Source organism: uncultured Rossellomorea sp. (assembly GCF_947488365.1).
Classification (GTDB): domain Bacteria; phylum Bacillota; class Bacilli; order Bacillales; family Bacillaceae_B; genus Rossellomorea.
Window position 1 is genome coordinate 197563 of record NZ_CANKZT010000002.1, and the last position, 17699, is coordinate 215261.

Here is a 17699-nt window from a genome sequence, read left to right on the forward strand (position 1 = left end):
GAATGAAGATTCTCAAGCAGCGATCGAACGCATTTTTAGGAATAGCATTAGGGATCCTGATCATCTATCCGTTTTTCAATGATTCAAGAAGCATGATGATCCTCCTGACCCAGGTCTTCATCTTCGGCGTATTTGCCATGAGCTACGATCTCCTTCTCGGATATACAGGGATCGTTTCCTTTGGGCATGCCATGTTCTTTGGTATCGGAGCCTATTCTACAGGCATTTTTCTCGACCGAATGGAGCCTACCATGTTTTGGCTCATGGTCTCCATCCTGGTCGCTTCCGTCATAGCAGGATTGGTCAGCTATATCGTCGGACTCTTGACGTTACGACTTAAAAGTCATTTCTATGCGATGTTGACCCTTGCCTTTGCAGGATTATTCCTCGTCGGGGCTGAAAAATGGAGAAGCTTGACGTTTGGGAATGATGGGTTTACGTTTCGAACACCGGATTTAATGAAAGATCGTCTGGTATTTTACTTCATATGCCTAGGTGTCATGGCCGTCATCTTTCTTTTATTAAGAAGATTTACCCATTCTCCTGCCGGGTCCGTACTTCAGGCCATTCGTGAAAACGAGCAGAGGGCAGAATCACTTGGGTTCCAGGTCCTTCATTACAAAATTTTAGCCAGTGTGATTGCCGGAGTGATTGCGAGTTTCGCAGGTTCATTGTACGGCTTGTCTCTACGGTTCGTGAACACGAGTGTATTCACGATGGATGTCACCCTTGATGCGTTATTGATGACCATCATTGGCGGAGTGGGCACCCTGGTGGGACCGATCGTCGGAGCAGGACTGATTGAATTTGCCCATCACTGGTTGACCGAGCTCGCCAAAACCTATCCGATCTTTGAACGCTGGATCATTTTCTTCGGAATTCTTTATATCCTGGCGGTTATGTTCTTCCCGGCGGGTATTGTGGGGTCATTCAAGAAAATCAAGAAAAGAAAACGAGGGAAACGAGAGCACAGGGAAGAGAAAAACATCGCAAGCTAAAAGGGAGGATCTTTCATGACGATCGGCATTCTTAGCACAGGATTATATTTACCCTCAACTACTATGACAAGCGGGGAAATTGCTGAAAAAGCAGGACTTCCATTAGAGGTTGTAGAAAACAAAATGGGAATCAAAAAGAAAACGGTTCCAGGACCGGAAGATCATACATGTGCCATGGGCATTCAAGCGGCAAGGCGGGCCATCGAAAAAGCAGGTATCGATCCCAAGGATATTGATGTAGTCATCTACATTGGTGAAGAACATAAAGAATATCCCCTTTGGACAGCGGGAATCAAGCTCCAGGAAGAAATCGGTGCTTATCGGGCCTGGGCTTTTGACGTGGCGTTACGGTGCGGTACCACGATCATGGCGATGAAGCTTGCCAAAAGCTTACTGGAAACGGATCCCTCCGTTAAAACCGTGCTCCTTGCAGGAGGGTACCGCAACAACGATTTTATCGATTACCGAAACAGCAGGACCCGCTTTATGTTCAACCTGGCAGCAGGCGGCGGAGCGATGATCCTTCAAAAAGGTCTTAAGAAAAATGCCGTATTGGAAACGTCCATCATCACCGATGGCTCGTTTTCAGAAGATGTCATTGTCCCGGTGGGTGGAACGAAGGAGCCTCTGACAGGAGAGTCTATCGGACGATATAAGCTGGATGTCACCGATCCGGAAGGAATGAAGAAAAGGCTCGAGCAGAAATCCATGGATCACTTCTTAAAGGTTGTACGTGAATCGGTATATAAAAGCGGATACTCAGAAAAGGACATTTCATACGTAGCCATGCTTCATATGAAAAAGTCCGCCCATCGCTATGTATTAAAGGAATTGGGACTCACTGAAAAGCAGTCTATCTATCTGGAAGAATACGGACATATCGGCCAATTCGATCAAATTTTGTCACTGGAACTGGCAGAAGAAAGAGGCAAGCTGAATGAGGGCGATGTTGTCGTGCTGGTCAGTGCGGGGATTGGGTACGCCTGGGGAGCGACGACCATGATTTGGGGGAATTCATAAAAAGGGGGATAACGAAATGGCAGCGGTTCAACTAAAGAAAGTATTGCTTGGGAATGGAGAAACGTTAGCTTATCGGGAAAGAAACGGGGGACATATTCCACTGGTGCTTATCCACGGGAATATGACCTCATCCAAACATTGGGATGTTGTTTTGGATAAAATGGATGAAAGTTATAAAATTTACGCCGTTGATATGAGAGGATTTGGTGAATCAAGCTATCATCGGGAAATTACGAGTATAAAAGATTTGTCCGACGATATTAAGGATTGGGTTGACGAATTGGGCCTCCGTGACTTTTCAATGGTAGGATGGTCGACTGGTGGTGCAGTCGCCATGCAATTTGCCATCGATTATCCAGACTATTGCAAGAACCTTATTTTACTAGCTTCAGCTTCCACAAGAGGTTACCCATTCTTCGGCACTAAATCAGACGGCACACCTGATATGGGAAATCGCCTTCGTAGGATAGAAGAAATAATGATGGACAGCGGCAAAACCGTCCCGGTCCAAGCAGCATACGACGGGAACAACCGGGAATTTCTCCGCACCCTGTGGAATTCACTGATCTATTCGCACAACCAGCCCGATGATGAACGCTACGAAGCGTACATTGATGATATGAGAACACAGCGGAACTTGGCTCATATTTATCAAGCCTTAAACACGTTTAATGTTAGCAGTGCTTACAATGGTCTCGTTGATGGAACGAACCAGGCGAGCTCCATCTCGATTCCGGTACTTGTATTAAGAGGAGACCGTGATTATGTGATCACAAAAGAAATGGCAGAGGAAACCATCGAAGATATAGGAGAAAACGCTACATTTGTTGAATTAAAGAATAGTGGGCATTCACCGCTCATCGATGATGTAGATCAATTGCTTCGCGCAATGACATCATTTTTGCAGATGAAGGAGGAACCGGCATGAGACTGGAAGGTAAAGTCGCCCTGATTACGGGTGCTGCGAACGGAATAGGATATGCCGCAGCGAAAATTTTTGTGGAAGAAGGATGCCACGTTGCACTTGTCGACTTCAATCAGGAGGTCGGCGAAGAAAAAGCACGACAGCTGAATGAACTGGGAACGGGGAAAGCATGCTTTTTTCAAGGGGATGTAGCAGATCGATCTTCCGTTGATTCTTTTGTAAAAGAGGTAAGAGAACGATTTGGTAAAATCGATATTTTAATAAACAATGCTGGAATTACAAGAGATGGTATGATTCATAAGTTATCACCGGAAGACTTTCAAAAGGTGCTGGATGTGAATTTGACAGGTGTGTTCAATTGTACCCAAGCGGTTCTCCCCCATTTGATCGATAATGGAAAAGGGAAAATCATCAACACGTCTTCTGTAAGTGGGGTTTACGGAAATGTCGGACAAACCAACTATGCGGCAACAAAAGCTGCCGTGGTCGGAATGACGAAAACATGGGCGAAGGAATTGGGGCGTAAAGGTATCAACGTGAACGCAGTCGCGCCCGGATTCACCGAAACGAGTATGGTGGCAGCCGTTCCGGAAAAAGTCATCGATCAAATGAAGGCGATGATACCGCTTGGCAGACTAGGGAAACCGGATGATATCGCAAAAGCTTACTTGTATTTGGCATCTGATGATAGTGACTATGTAAATGGAACAGTCCTGCATGTAGATGGCGGCATCATGATGTAACTGATAGGAAAGGGAAGTGACAAAATGAGAAATGTAGTGATTACATCGGCCCTGCGTACGCCGGTTGGTGCATTTGGTGGAGCATTTAAAGATCTGCTACCGACGGATCTGATTGTACCTGTTATGAAAGAAGCGGCGAGAGAAAGCGGGCTCTCGGCAAGTGATATTGATGAAGTGATCCTCGGGCATTGTATTCAGAGGACCGACCAGCCTAACACGGCAAGAACGGCAGCGCTACTTGCCGGGTTTGACGACACGACGACAGGCTTTACGATTCAACGACAATGTGCCAGCGGGATGCAGGCAATCATTTCAGCAGCCATGCAAATTCAAACAGGCTTATCTGATATTGTCCTGGCAGGTGGAGTAGAAGCGATGAGCTCCAGTCCATATATTCTAAAGCAGCACCGCTTCGGTCAAAGGCTGCAACACGGTGAAATTCGGGATTCCGTTTGGGAGGTGCTTGAAGATCCGATCCACGGCATCATGATGGGAGAAACAGCCGAGAACCTAGCAGAAATTCACTCGATCTCCCGGGAAGAGCAGGACGAATATGCGGTGTTAAGCCATGAGCGTGCAGCCGCCGCGATGGAGAATGGATATTTCGATTCACAGATCCTTCCACTTACAGTAAAGGAACGTAAGAGTGAAAAGGTGATTGATAAAGATGAAAGTCCCCGAGCCGGGCTGAAAGTAGAAAAGCTGCAGAAATTAAAGCCTGCATTCCGTGAAGGCGGCACGGTGACTGCCGGGAATTCTTCAAGTCTCAATGATGGAGGGGCGGCACTGATCCTCATGAGTGAAGAAGAAGCCGAGCGAAGAGGACTTCAGCCCCTAGGAAGAATCGTTGGCTACTCAGTAGCAGGCGTGGATCCAAAAGTGATGGGGATCGGTCCTGTACCAGCCATTCAAAAAGGACTACATACAGCGAAAAATTGGTCTCTGGATGAGATCGATCTATTCGAGATTAACGAAGCATTCGCAGCACAGTATTTAGCTGTCGAAAAAGAGCTTGGTCTCGACCGGGAAAAGGTAAATGTGAACGGAAGTGGAATCAGTATCGGTCATCCAGTTGGCTGCACAGGTGCACGACTCGTTGTGTCTTTACTGCATGAATTGAAGCGTCGTGAATTGAAAAAGGGAATTGCTTCATTATGTGTCGGCGGCGGAATGGGCGCTTCGGTGTTGGTTGAAGGGATGTAAGAAGAGGAAGTGCTGGCTCTGGATGGGGCTAGTGCTTTTTTTGTGGGATTTTTAGTGTGGGAAGGAGACCCTCACCAATTACGGAAAGAACGTCTCCCCCCGTTAAGACCAATCACAACCCTATGATAATAGACTCATTTTCACGCATTTACACAAAATTTACCCTATTTTGACAATATGTAATGTACGCTAAATATATAGTCATTTTTAGAGGAGGCGAAGCAATTTGAAGGTTGTAAACAAAAAGATCATCAGCATTTTTTCTGTTTTAATTATTTTTATGATTGCGTGTGGTCAAGTATCTCCGAGTCAAATGAGTGCAGCGGGAAACGGGACGTGGAGTTCGCCATTTACTGTTGATCAGGCATTGTCCAATCAAGATGGTTCCACTCAGTCGGTGGAAGGATATGTGGTCGGGCAGCCGACCTCTACGTCATCCGTTGTCACGAGCAATTTTCCAAATGATTATGCTTTAGCTTTGGCAGATTCCCCTTCAGAATCCAACACGGATGATATGGTATATGTTCAAATTCCATCTTCCTACCGCTCAAACTATGGACTGCAAAGTAACCCAGGCCTGATCGGCGAAAAAATCAAAGTGACTGGAAGTTTAACGGCATATTTCTCTCATCCGGGAGTGAAGTCTACGTCAGCATTTGAATCAGTGGAAGATGGAGGCACTGATCCGACTGATCCTCCAACTGAACCAACCGACCCGCCAGCCTATGAAGAATACTATAATACCGCTGAAGGAAAGACGGGGTCTTCTTTAAAAACAGCACTACATAACATCATTGATGATCATCAAACTCTTTCTTACAGTGATGTATGGGGAGCATTGCGTAACACAGATGAAGATCCGAACAATCCCAATAATGTGATACTCCTGTACTCAGGACGCTCCCAATCGAAAACGACAAACGGCGGTGGAGTCGACGACTGGAACCGTGAGCACGTGTGGGCGAAATCCCACGGTGACTTCGGAACAGCGCAAGGACCGGGGACGGACCTTCATCACTTAAGACCAACAGATGTAACGGTCAATTCCACAAGAAGTAATCTTGATTTTGACAATGGTGGAACTCAGCATAGCGAAGCGCCAGGCAACTATTATGATGGCGATTCCTGGGAGCCTCGTGATGAAGTGAAAGGTGACGTCGCCCGTATGATCTTCTACATGGCCGTCCGCTATGAAGGGGACAGTGGAGAACTCGATTTAGAAATCAATAACAACGTCAACAATGGAAGTGCCCCGTACCACGGGAAAATGTCAGTTCTCCTTCAATGGAATGAACAAGACCCTGTCGATGCGAGGGAAATCAGACGCAACAATATTATTTTTGAACAATATCAAGGAAATCGAAATCCATTCATTGACCACCCCGAGTGGGCGGAAATGATCTGGTAAGCAGCACGGGGCCTGGACTCTTCCAGGCCCTTTTTTAATGTGGAAGCTAGGTTCCTTTTCTGTAACTCATTTGTAACCCCCGACATCTATCATGAAAGCAACCATCCAAAGGAGGAGATGAATATGGAAAGTGTAACAGATTGGTTGCAGAAGCGATCAATGATCTCTCCTGATCACGTTGCTTTAATCAATGCTCCTACCAATGAAACGATTGATTACCGCACCTTAGATGAACGGGCGTCTAAGTGGGCTCAATATATGCATGATACAGGAATATCGAAAGGGGACCGTGTGGTATTCATATCCACTAATCATACAGTCTGCTTCGAGCTCTTATTTGCCTGTGGAAAAATAGGGGCTGTATTTGTACCTCTTAATTGGCGATTATCCGCTGCTGAGATTGGGTCGATCATAGCCAATTGTACACCCGGCCTGATTTTATATAAAAAAGACTTTCAATCTCTTGTTTCAGACCTTGAAAACGTAGCAGAACAACACTGTATGGATAAAATCGCAACCTTTGTTTACTCCCAAAAACAGGGTATACCTCAATCTGCTACTCTGTCAGCCTCGGATCCTTGGGTGATGATTTATACAGGTGGAACGACGGGATGTCCCAAGGGAGTGGTTCTTTCTCATCGATCGGTAACTGCTAATGCCCTGAACACAGTGGTGAGCTGGAACTTGACAGAGGGAGACTGCACGCTGACGTATTTACCTACCTTTCACACGGGAGGGTTAAATGCTCTGTCAATCCCTCTTTTGATGGTGGGAGGGAAGGTCGTGATTGCTGAAAGGTTTGACCCCGACCAAGTGATACATGTCCTGAACGAATACGGATGCAGCATTGTTCTACTTGTCCCGACAATGTATCACTTGCTTATGGAAAATGAGGATTTTAAACATACTCCATTTCCAAAAATGAAGGTGTTTCTTTCAGGAGGAGCCCCTTGCCCCGGAAAGGTATATGAGTTCTTTAAGGAAAAGAAGATACCGTTTAAAGAAGGATATGGTTTAACCGAAGCGGGACCTAATAATTTTTATATTGATCCTTCCCGGATGAAAAAGGGTTCTGTGGGTAAAGCGATGATGTTGAATCGGGTAAAGGTGATTGATGAAGCCGGAAATCCTGTCGGTCAGGGAGAGGTGGGGGAGCTGCTGTTAGGAGGAGACCATTTATTTAAGGAGTACTGGAAGAATCCTAAGCAGACGAAAGAGGTTCTCAAAGACGGGTGGTTACATACAGGTGACCTGGCGAAATATGATGTGGATGAAGATTATTATATTGTTGGTCGAAAAAAAGACATGATCATTTCCGGGGGGGAAAATATTTATCCTCAAGAGATCGAGCATTGGTTATGTGAGCATCCAGCCATACTTGAGTGTGCGGTCATTGGACTCCCTCATGAAAAGTGGGGAGAGGTGGTCACGGCCTATATCAGGATTCGAAAAGGCGAGTCCATGACAGCAGAGGATGTGAGAACGTATTGCTTGCAGAAGTTTGGGAAGTTTAAGATTCCTAAAAACTATCATTTCATCGAAGAACTTCCTAAAACCGATGTGGGAAAAGTAAACAAAAAGGCACTCACGAAACTTTTTCAAGGGCAATAAAGGAATCGGAGAGGTACGCCCCGAAATACATACGTCGAGGTGAAAAAGACATGAAACGGTTATTGACGGGTACAAGAATTTATCTTACCGGATTTCAGGAAGAAGATGTTACGGCCATAAGGGAATGGAATCAAAATGAAGAAGTTCAGAGATTACTGGATGCTCTCCCCCATAAGCCTAAAACAGACGAAGAGATTAAAAAATGGATGGGGGATCCGGGAGACAACGCCTTTCGTTTTGCGGTCCGGCTGAAGGATGACGGAAGGATCATCGGATTTGTTGAGTTGGACGGAATTCTCTGGACCCATCGTGTGGGCTGGATTTCAATATCCATCGGTGACGAGCAGTCATGGGGGAATGGATTCGGCAGGGAAGCCATGCAGTGTCTCTTGGCGTATGCCTTTCATGAGTTGAATTTACACCGTCTTCAGTTAACGGTATTTTCGTATAATGAGAGAGCGATCCGTTTATATGAATCACTTGGATTCACAAAAGAAGGAAGTTTCCGTCAGTTCCTGCAAAGAGACGGGAATCGTTATGACATGATCCTGTATGGGTTATTAGTAGATGAGTGGAAAGAAGGATGATGGTGTCCTTCTTTTTTTGGTGTGTGGGTGGGGTGGTGGGATCGAGCGCTCAGTCAACTTCCTTTATTTGTTAAATAACGCAATAACCATACGGAATGACGCAATTAATCAAAAAAAGACGCAATACCCTTCCCAAAAGACGCAATTAACTACCCGATGGATAGGTCGGTAGGTATAAATTCACTACAAAGTTCCTCGATTTATCCTGCTGACATAATAAACGGACATATCCAAACGAAAGGAGGACAATATGTGAACATAACCGGCTTTAATCATCTGACAATCAACGTTAGTAGTTTAGAAGAATCGCTGACTTTTTATATGGAAATCCTGCAGGCAGTACTTGTACATAAAGGGAGAATGGATGCTTATCTGGAATGGGGTCCGATTTGGATCTGTCTCCAGGAAAAAGACAGCCTCGGAACGTCCAGGGGATATGGGGTCGATCACATCGCCTTTTCCATCAATGAAGAAGAGTTTTTTAAGGCTGTTCAACGATTGAAGGAGAAGGAAGTGTGTATTGTAAGGGGACCTTTAAGAAGAGGGAAAGGGTGGAGTGTCAATTTCCTTGCCACGGACAATATCCAATTCGAGCTCCACACCTCAAATCTTCAGGAGAGAATGGAGGACTGGTACTAATCCCCCGTCCCCCGTCTCCTCCGCTCAACATACAACATCACTCCCATCCAGGCATGAAACAAAAAGCATCCCAGTAACAGAAACAACGATTGAACGTAAGTAAGCTGCATGATCACTAAAGGAGCTAAGCTGGTTCCTCCTAATAAAATAAAGGAGTAAAGACTAAGAGCCTGGCTTCGGTCATCACCACTCATATCTCCAATTAGGGTAATCACCGTTGGAATCAACAATGAAATGCCGGAAACAAAGAGGACAGAAGATACAACGATGATAAACGGTTCGCTCATATACACATAAATGAAAGCGATGGATAAACTCGTAATGGAAATGGCTACACCCATAAAAAGAGTTTTATAGACCCCAATGGCTTCAAGAAGGCGACCGGTAAAGAGCGATAAGCCGACACCGATCATTCCGACTGCCCTGATGAGGAAGAGTACATCGGGACTTCCAAACAAGTATCTGGTCAAGCTGTCATAATAAGCAACAAAAGAGGCAAGAAGGGTGAACACGATACCGTAGCAGTAAAGGAGTTCCTTTCTCAAAAGGAGCTTATAAATCGTGACGATTTGGTGTGTGACGGAAACGGATCGAGTGGACGTTGTAGGTAGCGTTTGTTTTCCTATGAAAAATAAGGAGGAGTACACCACTGCGAAAAAGAAGAACACAGTCGTCCAGTTGCTGTAGCGGGTGATTCCTTCACTTAGCAATTGCCCGAGGATGCCTGCGAAAAGAAATCCGGAATTGATAAATGCTAGAAGCAGGGTTCGTTTTTTTTCAGAAAACAAATCATACGTATAAGCAAAGGCGACGGGGGCAAAACTCCCCAAACAAAACCCTTGAAATCCCCGTATGAAAAATAAACTCCAGAAGTCACCTGCAATCCCCACCAAGCCTGTTGAAATTGCAGAGGCAAGCATTCCCCAAACGAGAATCTCTTTCTTTCCAAAACGATCTGCGCCATTCGCAAAGGTAAGAAGTCCACAGGCGTAAAAAAAGATAAATGAGCTTCCTGCAATAACGACTTCACTTTGTGCGATGGACAGGGAGGAAGCGATATTCCTGTAGATTGGAATGAACGTGTAAATATTACAGGCTACCATAATCGCCATCACAACAAGAACAGAGGCGATTCTGTTAAAATATTGATTCATCATCCCATCACCTACCTCTTTTTACTGTATGCGGATGTTCCAAATTTTTTCAATAAAGATTGAGACGGGAAAGATTTGTTCCTGTGTACTATAATGAACCTATACAAAAATTCAACCTGCCTCATGGTTACAATAGATATTAGAATAAGAAAGGGAGTGAGAGGATGGCTGCACGTTTTATTCTCGGGCGCTCTGGTACGGGGAAAACACATCGCATATTAAATGAGATGAAGCAGAGCTTATTGGAAGAGCCGAATGGGGATCCCATCATCTATATCGTACCTGATCAGATGTCATTTATATCGGAATACGATCTTGTCAATACACCCGGTTTAAATGGGATGATTCGTGGACAAGTGTTCAGTTTCACCAGGCTCGCGTGGAAGATTCTGCAGGAAACGGGCGGAATGAGCCGCTATCACCTATCCGATGTTGGCTTAAATATGATGATTCGAAAGATTATAGATGAAAACAAAGATCGACTCCTTATTTTCTCGAAGGCCGCGGATAAGCCGGGTTTCATTCATCATGTAGAAACTATGTTGACGGAATTTAAGCGCTATTGTATTTCGCCACAGGATCTCCGGCATCTTGATGGGGAAGATGAGCGGGAGTCAAAGGTGCTGAAGGATAAGCTTCATGATCTTGAACTGATTTATGAAACTTTCGAAGAGAAGCTCCTGGGCAAATACATTGATTCAGAAGATTACTTTCAATTGTTGGCTGATAATGTGAAAAACTCTGAACTTCTCAGTAAGGCAGAGATCTACATAGACGGCTTTCATAGTTTTACACCGCAGGAATATCTCATTATCGATCAGCTCATCCAGCACAGCAAGAAGGTGACGGTTGCCCTCACCACCGATCCGGAACAGCAATTGGGTGCTATGAACGAATTAAGCTTGTATCGGATGACGAACGAAACCTACCACACTCTTAAGGATATTTGCTATGGAGCAGGGAAATCCGTAGAGGAAGATGTGTTAGTGAAGCCAATTCGTTATCATAACGACACGATGCTGCATCTGGAACGTCATTTTGAGGACCGGCCAACTGTTCCATGCGAAGAAGCAAAAGGATCCATTGAGTTTCTGGAAGCCTCTAATCGCCGGGCAGAGGTCGAAGGGATAGCAAGGGAAATAAGGAAGCTTGCCCGGGAAAAGGGATATCGCTACAAGGATATTGCGGTGCTGGTTCGAAACAGTCAGGATTACCGTGATAAGGTCGAAACCATTTTTCAAGACTATAGTATTCCATTTTTCCTTGATCAGAAGCGGACGATGTTGAATCACCCTTTAATTGAGTTGATTCGTTCGACTATGGAAATCATGAACACGAATTGGAGATACGAGCCTGTCTTCCGGGCGGTGAAAACAGACCTCTTGTTTCCTTATCAGAAAAATCCAACCGATCTGCGTGAAAAGATGGACCGATTGGAGAACTATGTGCTGGCATATGGGATCAAAGGGGACCGCTGGACGAAGAAAGATCGCTGGAAATACCGTCGCTTCCGTGGTCTTGAGCATGTAGATGCACCACAAACCGACCGTGAAAAGGAACTTGAGCATGAAATTAATGAGCTTCGTTTATTTATTTCTGCGCCGATCATACGTCTCGGAAAACGATTGAAAAAGCAATCCACGGGACGGGAATTCTGTGAAACTCTCTATCTGTATCTGGAAGAGTTGGATATTCCGGCTAAGCTTGAACGTATGCGTATTGAAGCAGAAGAAAAAGGCGACTTGATTGCGGCAAGGGAGCACGATCAAGCGTGGTCAGCCGTGATGGACCTGCTTGATCAATATGTAGAAATGCTCGGCGATGAGGAAACAACGATGAAGAAATTCTCTTCCATTTTGGATGCAGGAATCGAAACGATGCAGTTCTCGTTAGTTCCCCCTGCCATCGATCAGGTCATTATTGCAGATCTTGAGAAATCAAGACTCGGAGACATTAAAGCAGCCTTCATCATCGGAGTGAATGATGGTGTGCTGCCGGCGAAAATGAATGAAGACGGAGTCCTGTCTGATGAAGACCGTGAATCGTTGATCAATAGGGGCTTCAAGATAGCTCCCAGTAACAGGACAAAGCTGCTGGACGAGGAGTTTGTGGCATATAAAGCCTTTACGACTCCGAGTGAACGATTATTCGTCAGCTATCCGATTGCAAATGAAGAAGGAAAAGCGTTATTAGCATCCTCGTTCATCAAAAGGCTGAATGAAATGTTTCCGGATGCAAATACGAAGCTTCTGTTTAATGAACCATCGGAGCTTTCTGAGGAAGAGCAGCTTCATTATGTGTGTCATCCCAATGTGACGATTTCTCATTTAACATCGCAATTACAGATGAAGAAACGGGAATATCCGATCTATGATTTCTGGTGGGATGTGTATAATTTCTATGCAACGTCAAACGATTGGAAATGGCACTCACAGCATATTTTATCCAGTCTCTTCTACCAGAATCGGGCGAATCAGCTTTCAGAGGATACGAGCAGGGATCTGTATGGTGACCATATATTAGCGAGTGTATCCCGAATGGAGCTTTTCCATAGCTGTCCGTTTTCCCATTTCGCCAGTCACGGATTGAAGCTTAGAGAACGGGATTTCTTTAAACTGGAGGCTCCTGATATCGGGGAGATGTTCCACTCCGCTCTTAAATGGATATCAGAAGAAGTCGAACGTCATGGTCTGACCTGGGCATCTTTATCAAAAGCACAGTGTCTCAAGCTAGCTAAAGAAGCGGTCTTGATGCTGGCACCGAAGCTTCAGCACCAGATTCTATTAAGCTCAAACCGCCATTATTATATCGCTCAGAAGCTTGAGCAAATCATAAGCCGTGCGAGCCTCATTCTTAGTGAGCATGCGAAGGCGAGTGGATTTGTTCCTGTCGGGGTGGAGCTTGGATTTGGTCCCCATGCGACCCTCCCTCCGTTCCAGTTCCAACTGAGGAATGGAACGAAAATGGAGCTTCAGGGAAGAATCGACCGGGTAGACAAAGCAGAGGATACAAGTGGAGTTTACCTTAGAATTGTTGATTACAAATCGAGTGCGAGAGATTTGGATATGACGGAAGTGTACTATGGATTAGCGCTTCAGATGCTGACGTATTTAGACATTGTGTTAACGAACTCTAAACAATTTGTAGGGAAGGAAGCAAAGCCTGCAGGTGTGCTCTATTTCCACGTTCATAACCCTATGATCAATAGTAAGAAAATCTTGACGATGGATCAGATTGAAAAGGAAATCTTTAAGAGTTTTAAGATGAAGGGACTCGTTCTGGGAGACTCTGACATCGTTCGGTTAATGGATCAAACGCTAGATACGGGGAACTCAGATATCATCTCTGCCGGGATCAAGAAGGATGGATCATTATCCTCCCGTTCGAAGGCTGCTTCACAGGAAGACTTTCACTATATGCGCAAGCATCTGAGAAAGCTCTACGAAGCGTCGGGGAACCGGATCATTTCAGGCGAGACCAATATTACACCTTACAAGCTTAAGGATCGGACACCTTGTCAATTCTGTTCGTTCCGTTCCGTTTGTCAATTCGATCAGTCCCTGGAGGAAAATGAGTACAGAGTGCTGCCAACGGCAAAACCAGAAGATCTATTAAAGAAAGTAAGAGAGGAGGTAGAGTCCCATGAGTAATGGTACGATTCCAGCGAAGCCTGATCATGTTACATGGACAGACGATCAGTGGAAAGCAATTTGGGCGAAAGGCCAGGACATTCTCGTAGCAGCTGCTGCAGGATCAGGGAAAACCGCGGTTCTTGTAGAGAGGATCATTCAGAAAATCCTTTCTGAAGAAGACAGAATGGATGTGGATGAACTATTGGTTGTAACCTTTACCAATGCATCGGCCGCTGAGATGAGACATCGGATCGGGCAGGCATTGGAAAAAGCGATTGATCACGATCCCCATTCCCATCATTTAAGAAAGCAGCTGAGCTTACTGAACCGGGCTTCCATTTCGACTCTTCACTCTTTTTGCCTTGAAGTGATTCGTAAATATTATTATCTTATCGATATAGACCCGGGTTTTCGGATTGCCGATGAAACAGAAGGCGATCTGCTCCGGGATGAAGTGCTTGATGAGCTGTTTGAGGAGGAATACGGCAAAGAACATAATCATGATTTCTTTACACTGGTAGATACATTTACCAATGATAGAAGTGACGGGGCCCTACAGGATATGATCCGTAAGCTGTATGACTTTTCACGCTCACATCCGAACCCGGACGAATGGCTGAGAGGGCTGGAAGAGATGTATGACATCCAAGAAGGTGTAGAAATCGATCAGCTTTCCTTCATTCAGCCGCTTCTGACAGATATTCGCTTACAGCTTCATGGGGCGAAAAACTTGTTTCAGCGTGCAATGGATCTGACACGGGTTCCTGGAGGGCCGGGCCCGAGAGCGGAAAACTTTCTAAGCGATATAGAGATTGTCGAGAGCCTCGAGGAAAGCTTGCACATTTCTTGGAATACTATATATGAAACCATTCAAACCTTACCCTTCACCAAGCTAAAAGCTTGCCGGGGGGACGATTATAACAAGGATATCGTTGATGAAGCGAAAAAACTTCGCGATCAAGGAAAGAAGACGTTGGAGAAGCTCCAGGAGGATTTCTTTTCGAGAAGGCCGGAGTCATTCATCGAAGACATGAAAAAGATGAAGGAAGTGATTCACACATTGGCAGAAGTGGTCGTGGAATTCGGCAAACGTTTCCGGCAAGTGAAAGAAGAGAAGGGACTTGTTGACTTTGCCGATTTAGAGCATTTTTGTCTCGAAATTTTACGTGACCCTGCATCAGATGCTTTACTTCCTTCAGAGGCTGCAAAGCAATATAAAAAGAAATTCAAAGAAGTACTCGTCGATGAATATCAGGATACGAATATGGTACAGGAATCAATTCTTCTTCTAATCACTGAAGAACGGGAAGAAGTAGGGAACCGTTTCATGGTAGGAGATGTAAAGCAGTCCATTTATCGCTTCCGATTGGCTGAACCGAATTTGTTTTTAGGAAAGTATACCCGCTTTCTTCCAGTAAGCGGGGAAGCGGGATTAAAGATCGATCTATCTCAAAACTTCAGAAGCAGGAAGGAAGTATTAGAGGGAACAAATTTTTTATTTAAGCAAATAATGGGATCCTCGGTTGGTGAGATGGAATACAACCGGGAAGCAGAGCTTGTGAAAGGTGCTCCTTATCCTGAAGAGAAAGAGTATCCGATCGAAGTAGCGATCATTGATCAGGAATCAGAGGAAGCTTCATCGGCTGGTAATGAAGTGGAACTCTCCATTTTTGACGAGGGTGATATTGAGAAATCCGTACTTGAAGCCCGCTATATGGCAAATAAAGTGAAGAGCATGATTGAAGGGCGTACACCGATCTATGATGCCAAAACGAAAACCGAGCGTCCGATTCAGTACAAGGATATTGTGATTTTGCTTCGTTCCATGCCTTGGGCGGCAGAAATCATGGAAGAATTCAAACGGCAGGGAATTCCGATTTATGCAAATCTGTCTACTGGCTATTTTGAAGCAACCGAGATCGCGATTATGCTTTCACTCCTGAAAGTGATTGACAATCCTTATCAGGATATCCCCCTGGCATCGGTTCTTCGTTCCCCGATTGTTGGACTGGATGAGCAGGGGCTTGCAAGCATTCGAATCCATTCTAGAGCGGGAACGTATTACGAAGCCTTGAAGAAATTTGCAAGTGAAAAACCAAGTAACTCTCGTGAAGAAGAAACATTTGAAAAGGTCAAAGTGTTTCTGTATCATCTGCAAAACTGGCGGACAAAGGCTAGACAAGGTTCGGTTACGGAGCTGATCTGGCAATTGTACCGGGACACCCGATTCTATGATTATGTCGGAGGAATGGCCGGCGGGAAACAGCGTCAGGCAAATCTTCGGGCACTATACGACCGTGCCCGCCAATACGAATCAACGTCCTTCAGAGGGTTATTCCGCTTCCTGCGATTCATTGATCGGATGAGGGAAAGAGGAGATGACCTCGGGGTTGCGAGAGCTCTCAGTGAACAGGAAGATGTGGTCCGCTTAATGACCATTCACTCCAGTAAAGGGCTTGAGTTCCCGGTTGTCTTTGTCGCTGGCACGTCGAAGCAATTCAATCTTATGGACTTGAACGCTTCCTATTTATTAGATAAAGATCTAGGTTTGGCTACAAAGTATACAGACCCGGGGAAGCGAATCAGTTATCCATCCCTTCCCCAGCTGGCATTTAAGCGGAAGAAGCGCATGGAGGCCATCTCAGAGGAAATGCGGGTGCTCTATGTTGCGTTAACCCGTGCAAAAGAGAAACTATTCTTAGTGGGAACCGTGAAAAGCTTAGAGAAATCACTTAAGAAATGGAGGGGGGCTTTAGGACAGACAGAATGGTTGTTATCTGACTTTGACCGGGCCGGGGCCAGCTCTTATCTTGATTGGATAGGTCCGTCCCTCATGCGGCACCCCCATTGTGGAGACCTTGGAGGAGAGGCGGTTTTAGAAGGAAGTGGGATCAATGAAGAAATTCTAAAGCATCCTTCTTGTTGGAATATCACGACGATTCATAAGTCTGAGATGGATGCAGAAGCCGATGAGTCATTGGATGAAGATGACAATTGGAAAGAGCAGGTGAAGAATGGCGGGGAAGTGGAAATTGAGTCCAAACATAAAGAAGAGGTATTGCACCGTTTGTCGTGGAAGTATCCACATCTGAGCGCTACTAACCTTCGCTCGAAGCAGTCGGTTTCTGAGCTGAAGCGAATGGTGGAAATAAGGGATGAAGCATCGAGTATCGATATTCTTCGGCGCCATCAAAAGCCTGTGTACAACCGGCCAAAATTTATGCAGTCTAAAGAGCTGTCTCCTGCTGAAAGAGGAACAGCCATGCACACCGTCATGCAGCATATCTCTATAGCAGATGGTGTACCCACAGAACAAGATGTCGCAGAGTTATTGTTAAATCTGGTACACAAAGAAATTCTGACGGAAGAACAGAAAAGGGTAATCTCATTAGAAAACATCGTTGGATTTTTCCAAAGCGACCTCGGTCAGCGTATGGCCCGTGCAACGAATATACAACGGGAAATTCCTTTCAGCATGAGCGTCCCTCTAAGTGAGATTTCGGAAACAGGGGAAGGTGCCCCGGAAGAAACGATTCTTGTTCAAGGGGTCATCGATTGTGTATTCCGGGATGAGTTTGGAATCGTACTGCTGGATTACAAAACCGACGGCATTCATGACCGATATAAAGATGGGTTTGCCGAGGCGAAGCCCGTTCTTGAAGAACGATACAGGGTGCAAATTGAATTATATACCCGTGCATTAGAATCCATTTGGAAAGAAACAGTTTCTGAAAAGTATCTTTACTTCTTCGATGGAGGGCATGTGTTGGAGCTATAAT

12 protein-coding genes are annotated in these 17699 nt (G+C 45.2%); 11 read left to right on the top strand and 1 reads right to left on the bottom strand.

All coding sequences use genetic code 11. The features are described from left to right. The first annotated feature begins 2 nt into the window (after window positions 1-2). From Q1B03_RS07930 to Q1B03_RS07970, 9 genes are all read left to right on the top strand, one after another. Entirely contained in the window at window positions 3-998 is a 996-nt protein-coding gene (locus Q1B03_RS07930; RefSeq protein WP_299740107.1) for a branched-chain amino acid ABC transporter permease, read from the top strand. A 15-nt stretch (window positions 999-1013) separates the two neighbouring features. Further along, window positions 1014-2018, top strand: coding sequence for a 3-oxoacyl-ACP synthase (locus tag Q1B03_RS07935; RefSeq protein WP_299740109.1), 1005 nt, complete (start codon window positions 1014-1016; stop codon window positions 2016-2018). A 16-nt stretch (window positions 2019-2034) separates the two neighbouring features. Next, window positions 2035-2946, top strand: a complete 912-nt coding sequence (locus tag Q1B03_RS07940; RefSeq protein WP_299740111.1) for an alpha/beta fold hydrolase — start codon at window positions 2035-2037, stop codon at window positions 2944-2946. Beyond that, on the top strand, window positions 2943-3686 hold the full coding sequence (gene fabG, locus Q1B03_RS07945) for a 3-oxoacyl-ACP reductase FabG (RefSeq protein ID WP_299740113.1): 744 nt from the start codon (window positions 2943-2945) through the stop codon (window positions 3684-3686). Before Q1B03_RS07940 ends, fabG begins: the two co-directional genes overlap by 4 nt. 24 nt (window positions 3687-3710) lie before the next feature. Beyond that, complete coding sequence (locus Q1B03_RS07950; protein WP_299740115.1) at window positions 3711-4889, top strand: thiolase family protein; 1179 nt, start codon at window positions 3711-3713, stop codon at window positions 4887-4889. A gap of 280 nt (window positions 4890-5169) precedes the next feature. Next, on the top strand, window positions 5170-6297 hold the full coding sequence (locus tag Q1B03_RS07955; protein WP_299741276.1) for an endonuclease: 1128 nt from the start codon (window positions 5170-5172) through the stop codon (window positions 6295-6297). Window positions 6298-6420: 123 nt separating this feature from the next. After that, on the top strand, window positions 6421-7908 hold the full coding sequence (locus Q1B03_RS07960) for a class I adenylate-forming enzyme family protein (protein ID WP_299740117.1): 1488 nt from the start codon (window positions 6421-6423) through the stop codon (window positions 7906-7908). Window positions 7909-7958: 50 nt separating this feature from the next. Beyond that, on the top strand, window positions 7959-8495 hold the full coding sequence (locus tag Q1B03_RS07965; RefSeq protein WP_299740119.1) for a GNAT family N-acetyltransferase: 537 nt from the start codon (window positions 7959-7961) through the stop codon (window positions 8493-8495). A gap of 252 nt (window positions 8496-8747) precedes the next feature. After that, complete coding sequence (locus tag Q1B03_RS07970) at window positions 8748-9134, top strand: VOC family protein (RefSeq protein ID WP_299740121.1); 387 nt, start codon at window positions 8748-8750, stop codon at window positions 9132-9134. On the opposite strand, the gene Q1B03_RS07975 is transcribed toward Q1B03_RS07970, so the two are convergent. After that, window positions 9131-10291, bottom strand: coding sequence for an MFS transporter (locus Q1B03_RS07975; RefSeq protein ID WP_299740122.1), 1161 nt, complete (start codon window positions 10289-10291; stop codon window positions 9131-9133). The genes Q1B03_RS07970 and Q1B03_RS07975 overlap by 4 nt on opposite strands. A gap of 161 nt (window positions 10292-10452) precedes the next feature. On the opposite strand from Q1B03_RS07975, the gene addB reads away from it, so the two are divergent. Both addB and addA read left to right on the top strand, forming a co-directional pair. Beyond that, window positions 10453-13938 (top strand): helicase-exonuclease AddAB subunit AddB, encoded by a 3486-nt coding sequence (addB, locus tag Q1B03_RS07980; protein ID WP_299740124.1) that lies wholly within the window; start codon window positions 10453-10455, stop codon window positions 13936-13938. Next, window positions 13931-17698: a helicase-exonuclease AddAB subunit AddA gene (addA, locus tag Q1B03_RS07985; RefSeq protein ID WP_299740126.1), complete on the top strand. Its 3768-nt coding sequence runs from the start codon at window positions 13931-13933 to the stop codon at window positions 17696-17698. Before addB ends, addA begins: the two co-directional genes overlap by 8 nt. The last annotated feature ends 1 nt before the right edge of the window (window position 17699 follow it).